Below are 7,769 nucleotides of genomic sequence, written 5' to 3'. Positions count from 1 at the left end.
CCGCAGCGGGGCGCCCCGTCAGTGCATCAGCTTCGTGGACGAGGGCGAACGCGTGCAGAGCGTCGAGGTAGTTGATCAGCGACGGCTCGCCGTTGACCACTGTCGGCCCGCCGGAGACGACTTCGGCAGCCTGGTGCGGGTTCATTCCGTAGCGCATCGCGTGTCCCAATCGATTGGATCGATGGGCACCCAGGCGGACGATGCCATTCACACGCTCCCCGCCGGTTGACCCGGCCACGCCAGTCGCACGCCAAGACTAACCACGACCGTCCCAGTCGAGGATCCGCTACCGGTCGCGATTGATCCGCTCGGGCACGGATGCCGGCGTCCCGACGACCACCAGACGCACGGAGGGTCGGGTGGCGCTACCGCGGGTCATTCGTTCCTGCCGGAGCGGGTCATTCTGATCTCCTCGATACCGTCCTCGGTCTTGGTCCGACCGTCGGGCGTGAAGCCGTGCTTACGGTAGAACGCCTGGGCACGCGGGTTCGGGTTCGCGACCCAGAGGGCTGCGGGTTGGTCAGGGTCGAGCACCGCGTCGAGGAGGGCCGATCCGCCGCCGCGCCCGTGGACGGCGGCGTACGTGTACAGGATGTAGAGCTGCTGCGTCCAGGTCGCGTCCTCGCCCTGGGGGTTCGACGCCATCGCCACGCCAACGACACCTCCGTCGGAGACCGCCGCCGCGATCCGCGCGGTCGGGCGGTCTTGCTCGGACGTCAGGGCTTTGGTCCAAAACCGTTCGCGGCGTTCGATGAAGCCGGGATCATCGAGCATCTCGTCGGGGAACAGGCCGCGGTAGGTCTCGCGCCACGACTCGACGTGTACACGAGCGAGACCTGGAACGTCGTCGAGCAGGGCCGGGCGGACGGTGATGCGCATAACCCCACGATAAAGAAGCGGGTTCCCCAACCGGGGCCGTATTACACAGCGGGCCGCCTGGACCCTCGCCCCACTTCCAACGCGTGACGAAGACGTCGTCCGAGGCTTCCACGAGGTGCCCGTAAGCCGGTCGCCCACCGGCACACGCGTCGACCCGACAGCCACGTCAACTCGCCCGTGACCTGTCTAACCTGGGAATTTCCGTATGCCTGCCCCGAGAAAACGCCCGGTGAAGGGGCGCTAAACGCTACAGGCTAGGAACGTCACCAGCGGTGGTGCCTTCGGTGGCGAGGGAGGAGGGCGCGGCGAGCATGCGGTAGAGAGTCGTGCGATCGATACCGAGCCCGCGAGCAACCGTAGTCTTGGGCACCCCGGTGCTGATGAGTCCGCGTGCTTCTGTGATCTGGTCGTCGGTGAGCTTCCGCGTGCGGCCCTTGTGCTTGCCGGCGGCTTTGGCGATGCGTGCCCTCGCGCTGGCGTTCACGGATGAGGTTGCGCTCGAACTCCGCGAACGCGCCGAGCAGGTTCAACATGAGCCGGTCGATCGCGTCGTCGGCGCCGCGCCTGTAGGTCTGTTGTTCCTTCACGAACTCGACCGATGCCCCCTTTGCGGTGATCTCATCAACGATGTCCCGAGGTCCCCGAGAGAACGCAACCCTCGGGGCAGGGACGAGAAAGACCGGACCGTCAGTGTCGTGACGGTCCGGCCGGACTCCCGCGCTGTCCCGCCTTCACCACGTGCGCTCGACGCGCGGCGGGTGAGCGTTCCCAGGCAATCACTCCGCCTACTGGCGCGCATCACCATTGCTGTCAGGAACTCGCGTCAGTGTCGGGAACGACAGCAAGTGCCGCATGGCGGCGAGCCGACTGGGGTCGGCACCAGCCAAAGGCCTGCGACACGACATGAGACTGCCTTATGGGAGCGAACGGCGAAGGCCGGCTGCCCTTTGGGCAGCCGGCCTTCGTTCGCGTTGGGGGAGTGGCGTCAGTGCGCTGCGTCGTATGCGTCGCGGACGGCCTGGCTGATGCGGCCGCGGGAGGAAGCCTCGTACCCGTTGGCGGCGGCCCACTCGCGGATCTTGCCGAGCTCTTCCGCGTTGCCGCGCTTCGGCGCGCCACCGCCGGAGGGGCGGCCAGTACGGGCACCGACCTTGCGAGCGGCCGCGAGATAGTCGGAGAACGCTTCACGGAGGTGCCCGGCGTTGTCGTCGGAGAGGTCGATCTCGTAGTGGGCACCGTCGAAGGAGAATCGAACGGTTTTTCCGCCGGTCTCAATGATGTCGCCGGAGAGATCATCGACGAGGTGCGTCGTGACTTTCTGAGCCATGTATCCCTTGCCTTTCGTGGGGTGACGGCTCCACCCTACCGAGCCGTCGACGTCGCAGGCGATTCCGGAGATGCTGGCGGAATTGCACGAACTAGAACTCGAACTCGAACTCGTCCGTGTGCACGATGACCTTCCCCAGCACCTGGCACCCGACCGAAGCTCCGGTCACAATGCTCGTTGACCAACGCAGTCGTTGACCAGCGCAGTCGCGCGGTAGCGCCGGGATGTGCGACTAGCGCTGCACGGCTGCGCGCTTCTGCTCCTTGACGGACCGGAACCACGCGTTGGAGGCGGGGAGGAACGTCAGGATCGCCGCGATGATGGACGCGATCACGCCGACCGCGCCGACGCCGTACGCTCCGGCCACGCCGGTGATCCCGAGGATCGTGATGATCAACAGGACGATGCGCGCCCAGTTCGCGCCGCGACGCATGAGCAGGTCGAAGATGATGAACGCAATGATGAAGAGCACGCCGATCACGATGCTCACCACGAACGTGGCGCCGACAACGCCGTTCATATCGACGCCATGTGTCGAGGCGCCGGAGCGGGCGATCTGCGACTTCGCTGCCTGCTGGGCAGCAGGAAGCATCGTCGCGGTGATGATGATGCCGACCACGTGAGCGAGCGCGGTGAGCAGGTACAACCAGAATGCGACCGTCACGAGGCGCGGCGCTGCCGACGGTGACTGGTGCTGTGTGGACGTCATGTGCGGGGTCCCCCTCCGGCCTCGACCTTCGAGGCCATCAGCTCTCAATCCTGCACTGCCACGGTCATCTTGGCTCGGCGGACTAAAGCGCAACCTACGGGCAGTTGCCGCGACCGTGGAATCTACGTGCCGTTACCGCCGTCAGGGCCCGCGGGGTCGCTCGAGCACTGACCCGAGCTGACGAAGCTCCTTGATCAGTTGCGGCCGGGCGACACACTCGTGATGTGGCGCCTTGACCGGCCCGGCAGATCGATTTGGCGTCTGACCGATCAGCTGCAGGCGTTGGGGGAGCGGGCGTCGGTTCCGTTCCTCGCAGGAGACGATCGACACCTCGCCGCCGCTCGAACTCGCGGCCGGACGGGTGGGCGCCGTCCGCGGCTGTCAGTAGATCAGGTGCGGACTGCTCGGCGGTTGTACGAGCAGCAGGACATGACGGTCGCGCATTGGTTACGCCCTCGGCGTCAGCCGAACGACGGCGTATCAGCACTTCGACGCGAGAGCGAAGCCGATCCGAGGCGCCCCGGGAGGACGAATGGGTGAACGCCAGCATAGAGCGCGCCCGGACATGGCACGACCACGACACCGTTTGGTGCCGTGGTTGTGGGATGTGCCGGATGGGTCAGGAGCGGTACCCGTCGTAAGGCGACGACAAGTCGGCTCAGCACGCCCCTCAGCGGGTTCTGGCCGTTGTGGCCGTACCAGTCCACATGCACTCCGCGGTGCTGGCCCATGCAGTGTTCGAGCTTGTCAGAGTCCGTCGGCACCGGCCCCGAGGAACACTGCATGGGGCCGGTACCTGAGCGCCGTCGGGACCGTTAGTCGTCGTCGTGATCGATGGAGCCTGCCGGGATACCGGGGACGTTGTCGGGTCCGTAAATCTTCGTATCACCGGGATACGGGGATGTCCAATGGTGGGTTTGGTACCAGGTCCACCGGTTCATCAGGTCGGGGTTGTCGTAGTCGGGGATCGCGTCGTGCTTCGCGGTGCCGGTGAGGTGCTGCTTCTGCGCCCATTGCTGCCACTTCGCGGCGACGGCTTTCTCCGCGTCGGGGACGGCCGCGGCTTTGGCGGCTTGAGCGTTGACCGCGGCGGCGGCGGCTCCGGTGGCGCCGAGGGTGTCGTAACCGCAGCCGGGCGCGGTGACAACACCTTCAGTGAGGGGCACCTCGTTCGGCACGGTGGTGAAGGGTGCGAGGTTGGGCTTGTTGCTGAACGCGTCCGTCATCGGAGTTGCCGCCGCGAGCTTCTGGTTCAGGGGCTGGGCGCCGAGGATTTGCTCGATGGTGCGGACCATGTTGATCTGCGAGTAGAACGTGCTTACCGTCTTGCCGTGTGTTGCGTAGGGGCTGACGACCTGCACGGGCGCGCGGTGGCCATCAACGTGGTCGGCACCGTTTTGGGTGTCGTCCTCGGTGATGAAGATCGCCGAGTCCTTCCAGTACTTGGAGTGGGAGATCTCGTCGACGATCTTTCCGACGGCGAGGTCGTTGTCGGCGACCTGCGCTTCCGGGTCGGCGGTGCCACCGGTGTGGTCGCTGGAGAGCCACACCATGTTGAGGTTCGCGGGGCCCTTCTTCTCGAAGTCCTGCTTCCACGTCTCGTAGCGGTAGATATCCGGGATCGCGAGGTCGAAGGGAGCGGCGTTCGGGTCCGTGACCGCGTTCAGCGACGGGATCGCCGAGCTCGCGTGCAGCTGCAGCGACGGCGAGAAGAGCTGGGACGGGTCGCCGCCTGCCATGACGTTCTTTGACGTGCAGTAGTACTGCTGCCACGTCGCCTCTGCCGGCTTGCCTTCGCCGTACTCGAACTCGCCGTAGTTCCTGGCGGTCTTACCGGCTGCCTGAATGGAGTTCCAGAGGAAACCAGATCGCTGGTGGCCGAGGACGTCTTCTTCCGTGTCGTAGGACCGGGTGTACTCCCCGGCGCTGGTCTCCGTGTAGGCCGGATTGTCGCCCTGCATGAGCCAGTTGTGGCCTTCCGCGGAGTTGGTACCAATGTCATAGATGTTGTCGTAGAGGCCGAACTGGGTGCCGAGGGCGTGCTGGTTCGGGGTGACCTTCTGGCCGAACTGGGTCAAGGATGGGTCACCGTTGCCCTGCTTCATGTCGCCGTACAACTGGTCGTAGCTGCGGTTTTCCTTCACGATCAGGAACACGTGCTTGATGGTCGACGGGTCGCCCACACGTTTGGGGATCGCCACCGCCGGAACGTGCCTGCCATGACCTGCGGCCTGCTGCAGCGAGGTCTTGTCCCAGCCGTTCTGCTGGAACACGGTGGCGGTGTATTTCCGGATCGTTTTGTCGCTTGGCAGCGTGAACCGTGTCAGAGAGGCCGTCGTTGAGTGGGTGCCGTGCCCGGTCGCTGGCGTGGTGCCCTGCCCCTTGTCGAACGTGAGCGCGGGCCCACGTGCGTCGATGCCGCGGGTGTTGGTGACAACGATCTTGCCGTTCACCGCGGCAACGTTCTCGGGGTAGTAGTCGGTTGGCAGAAGCCCGACGGAACTGACGGGGTCGCGCGGATCGCGCCGGTCAACCTTGAACACCTCGACCGCGTTCGCGCGGCCGAGGGAGACGAGTAGGTGATCGCCCTGCATGGTGATCGCGGTCGGTTCGTACCCCGTCGTTGATGAAGCCCACGGTTGCGTCGCGATGGTCTGTTTGACCGTCTGGGTTCGCGTGTCGACAACGGAGACGGTGTCGCTGTTGGTGTTCGCGACGTAGAGGGTTCCACCGTCGCTGTACATCGCCGTGGGGTGCAGCTGAACCGGAATCGACGAAACAGGAGCCGCTGGATGCGCCACGTTGATGACGCTGAGCGTGCCAGTCGTGGAGGTACCAAGCGTCGTGTCCGCCGGGACCTGCGTACCGTAGGACCCCATCGTGGTGTCGCCGGGGAGTGCGCGTCGTCCCCCCTCGTTCGACACGTAGAGGGCGTTGCCGACGAACTTCACCTGACGGGGCGCGATGCCCACCTCGAAGGTGTGCGTGATCGTGCCCGTCGAGGGGTCGATCGCAACGACCGTGTTCTGGCCATTCACGGCCGCATACAGGGCTGTCCCATCGGGGGAGAACACCATCCCGGCAGTGAGCGCCTGAAGGTCTCCCACCGTGGGGATATCGATCTTCGTACCGGCGCCGAGCGTCCCGTTGCTAAAGGGGTAGCGGATGATGCCGGTGGCGACCGGGGCGAACAGGTACTTCCCGTCCGGTGAGAAGACCGGTCCTTCCTGACCGACCGTGCCGTCAGAGATCTTTCGGTATGCCATCGTGCCGTAGCTCGCGCTCGATGACGCGGTCGCGAATGACGCGGCGGAGAGCGTACCCGCGGCGGCAACGGGCTTGTAGGTGTTGAGGTCGAACACCTGCAAGTCCACCGACTTGTCAGTGCTCGTGCCCACCAGATAGCGGCCGTCGGGGCTGACAACAGAGCCCATGAGCTTCCCAAACGGTGTCATCAGCCGATCCCCGAGGGGCTGAATCATCTGGTTGGAAGCAACCTGCTCACCGTCACGGTATTGGGTTCCCACCTGCTGATTCCCCGACGCCACCGTCGATGCGGCGACCACGCCTCCGCCGAGGAGGGCCAGGGAGCACCCAGCAGCAGTGGCGGCGAGAACGCGATGCCCACGCGCAAGAGAGTAGAGGCGGCGCAAAGGGGAGCGCCGGCGCGAATTGCTGTGCATGAAGTACCTTCCCGACAAGGCTCCACGACGATGGGCGCGAACGCTCCGACTGGTTGGTGAAGCCGATTCGGGAGCCATAGAGCAGCCTGTCTGCCCCCTGAGCGAGGGTCAACAAACAGCAGGTGTCGACGCGGTGACGTACCGATGCTTGGCGGGCAGGTTTCGCTCCGGAGCCTCTCGAGGCCGGGAGCAGGAAGCATCCGTCGCTGGGCCACCCGCGAGTAAATCCGCGGGCTGCGAGCAGCGTCGCCGCGAGGCGCAAGGCGCAAGGCGCAAGGCGCAAGTTTGGCACTAAACCTTCATGACCCTCGTCTCGTTTGCCGGTCGGCGGTTTCAAGGGGTCGTTGCAACGGGTGGTTGTTTCGGGTCCGAGAGTAGCTGTTGGAAGGCTTCTGCTGGGGTTCGGTAGTCGAGCGTCTTGCGGGGCCGTGCGTTGAGTTCGGTGGCGACTTCGAGGAGCCGTTCGGTGCTGTGGACCGTGAGGTCGGTGGATTTCGGGAAGTACTGCCGGAGCAGGCCGTTGGTGTTCTCGTTCGAGCCGCGCTGCCAGGGCTTGTGGGGGTCGCAGAAGAAGATTGCAAGGTCCGTGGCGAGAGTGATGTCTTTGTGTCGGGCAAGCTCGGTGCCTTGATCCCAGGTGAGCGAGCGGCGGAGGTGCTCGGGGAGGGTCTGGATGGTGGGGATCATCGCGTCGCGGACCGCGTCGGCGCTGTGCCCGTTGGGCAGGTGCAGCAGCATCAGGTAGCGGGTGGTGCGTTCGACGAGGGTGCCGATCGCGCTTCTGGCGTTGATCCCGACGATGAGATCGCCTTCCCAGTGGCCGGGCACGGCTCGGTCGTCGGCTTCGGCGGGGCGTTCACTGATGAGGATCATGTCGCGGATCTTTGACCACGACGCCCGTCGGGGCTCGCCCCGGTGCCGGCGGATGGCGCGGCCGGTGCGGAGGTGTTTGTGCAGGTCACCGCGCAGGTGGCCGCGGCCCTGCACGAAGAGGGACTGGTAAATCGTCTCGTGCGACACGTGCATCTCCGGCCGGTCAGGGAAAGACCTGGCCAGGTCATCACGGATCTGTTCCGGTGACCAGTTCCGCACCAACCGGAGCTCGACTTGCAGGGCAAGCTCGAGCCGGTCGAGTTTCCTCGGCTTCGGACGACGTGCTCGGACGCGGCAC

Annotated in this window: 7 protein-coding genes and 2 pseudogenes; 1 reads left to right on the top strand and 8 read right to left on the bottom strand. The window is 65.5% G+C overall.

Translation table 11 applies throughout. The annotated features are described in order from the left end of the window. From J7E22_RS16770 to J7E22_RS16745, 6 genes and pseudogenes are all read right to left on the bottom strand, one after another. Positions 1–211, bottom strand: a pseudogene (locus J7E22_RS16770) (hypothetical protein); the annotation flags it as partial. 164 nt (positions 212–375) lie between these two features. Further along, complete coding sequence (locus J7E22_RS16765) at positions 376–879, bottom strand: GNAT family N-acetyltransferase (RefSeq protein WP_214982982.1); 504 nt, start codon at positions 877–879, stop codon at positions 376–378. A gap of 247 nt (positions 880–1,126) precedes the next feature. Continuing rightward, the gene (locus J7E22_RS17785; RefSeq protein WP_214982981.1) at positions 1,127–1,363 is read right to left on the bottom strand and encodes a helix-turn-helix domain-containing protein; all 237 of its coding nucleotides are present in this window, start codon (positions 1,361–1,363) and stop codon (positions 1,127–1,129) included. A 19-nt stretch (positions 1,364–1,382) separates the two neighbouring features. Continuing rightward, positions 1,383–1,466, bottom strand: a pseudogene (locus J7E22_RS18485) (hypothetical protein); the annotation flags it as partial. A 398-nt stretch (positions 1,467–1,864) separates the two neighbouring features. After that, entirely contained in the window at positions 1,865–2,206 is a 342-nt protein-coding gene (locus J7E22_RS16750; RefSeq protein WP_214982980.1) for an Lsr2 family protein, read from the bottom strand. Positions 2,207–2,438: 232 nt separating this feature from the next. Then, positions 2,439–2,915 carry a hypothetical protein gene (locus tag J7E22_RS16745; protein WP_214982979.1) on the bottom strand — a complete coding sequence of 159 codons (477 nt, stop codon included), beginning with the start codon at positions 2,913–2,915 and terminating at the stop codon, positions 2,439–2,441. A gap of 222 nt (positions 2,916–3,137) precedes the next feature. Between J7E22_RS16745 and J7E22_RS18480 the strand changes: the two genes are divergently transcribed. Beyond that, on the top strand, positions 3,138–3,455 hold the full coding sequence (locus tag J7E22_RS18480; protein WP_374193288.1) for a hypothetical protein: 318 nt from the start codon (positions 3,138–3,140) through the stop codon (positions 3,453–3,455). Positions 3,456–3,730: 275 nt separating this feature from the next. Here the strand turns inward: J7E22_RS18480 and J7E22_RS16740 are convergent, their stop codons facing one another. Continuing rightward, positions 3,731–6,481: a phosphoesterase gene (locus tag J7E22_RS16740; protein WP_308159292.1), complete on the bottom strand. Its 2,751-nt coding sequence runs from the start codon at positions 6,479–6,481 to the stop codon at positions 3,731–3,733. A gap of 450 nt (positions 6,482–6,931) precedes the next feature. Next, positions 6,932–7,769 (bottom strand): IS30 family transposase (locus tag J7E22_RS16735; RefSeq protein WP_214982977.1); only part of this gene is annotated, 838 nt, incomplete at its 5' end.

Source organism: Curtobacterium sp. ISL-83 (assembly GCF_018613895.1).
Lineage (GTDB): Bacteria > Actinomycetota > Actinomycetes > Actinomycetales > Microbacteriaceae > Curtobacterium.
Note: the sequence above shows the minus strand (reverse complement) of the source record. Positions and strands in the feature narration are given on the sequence as shown.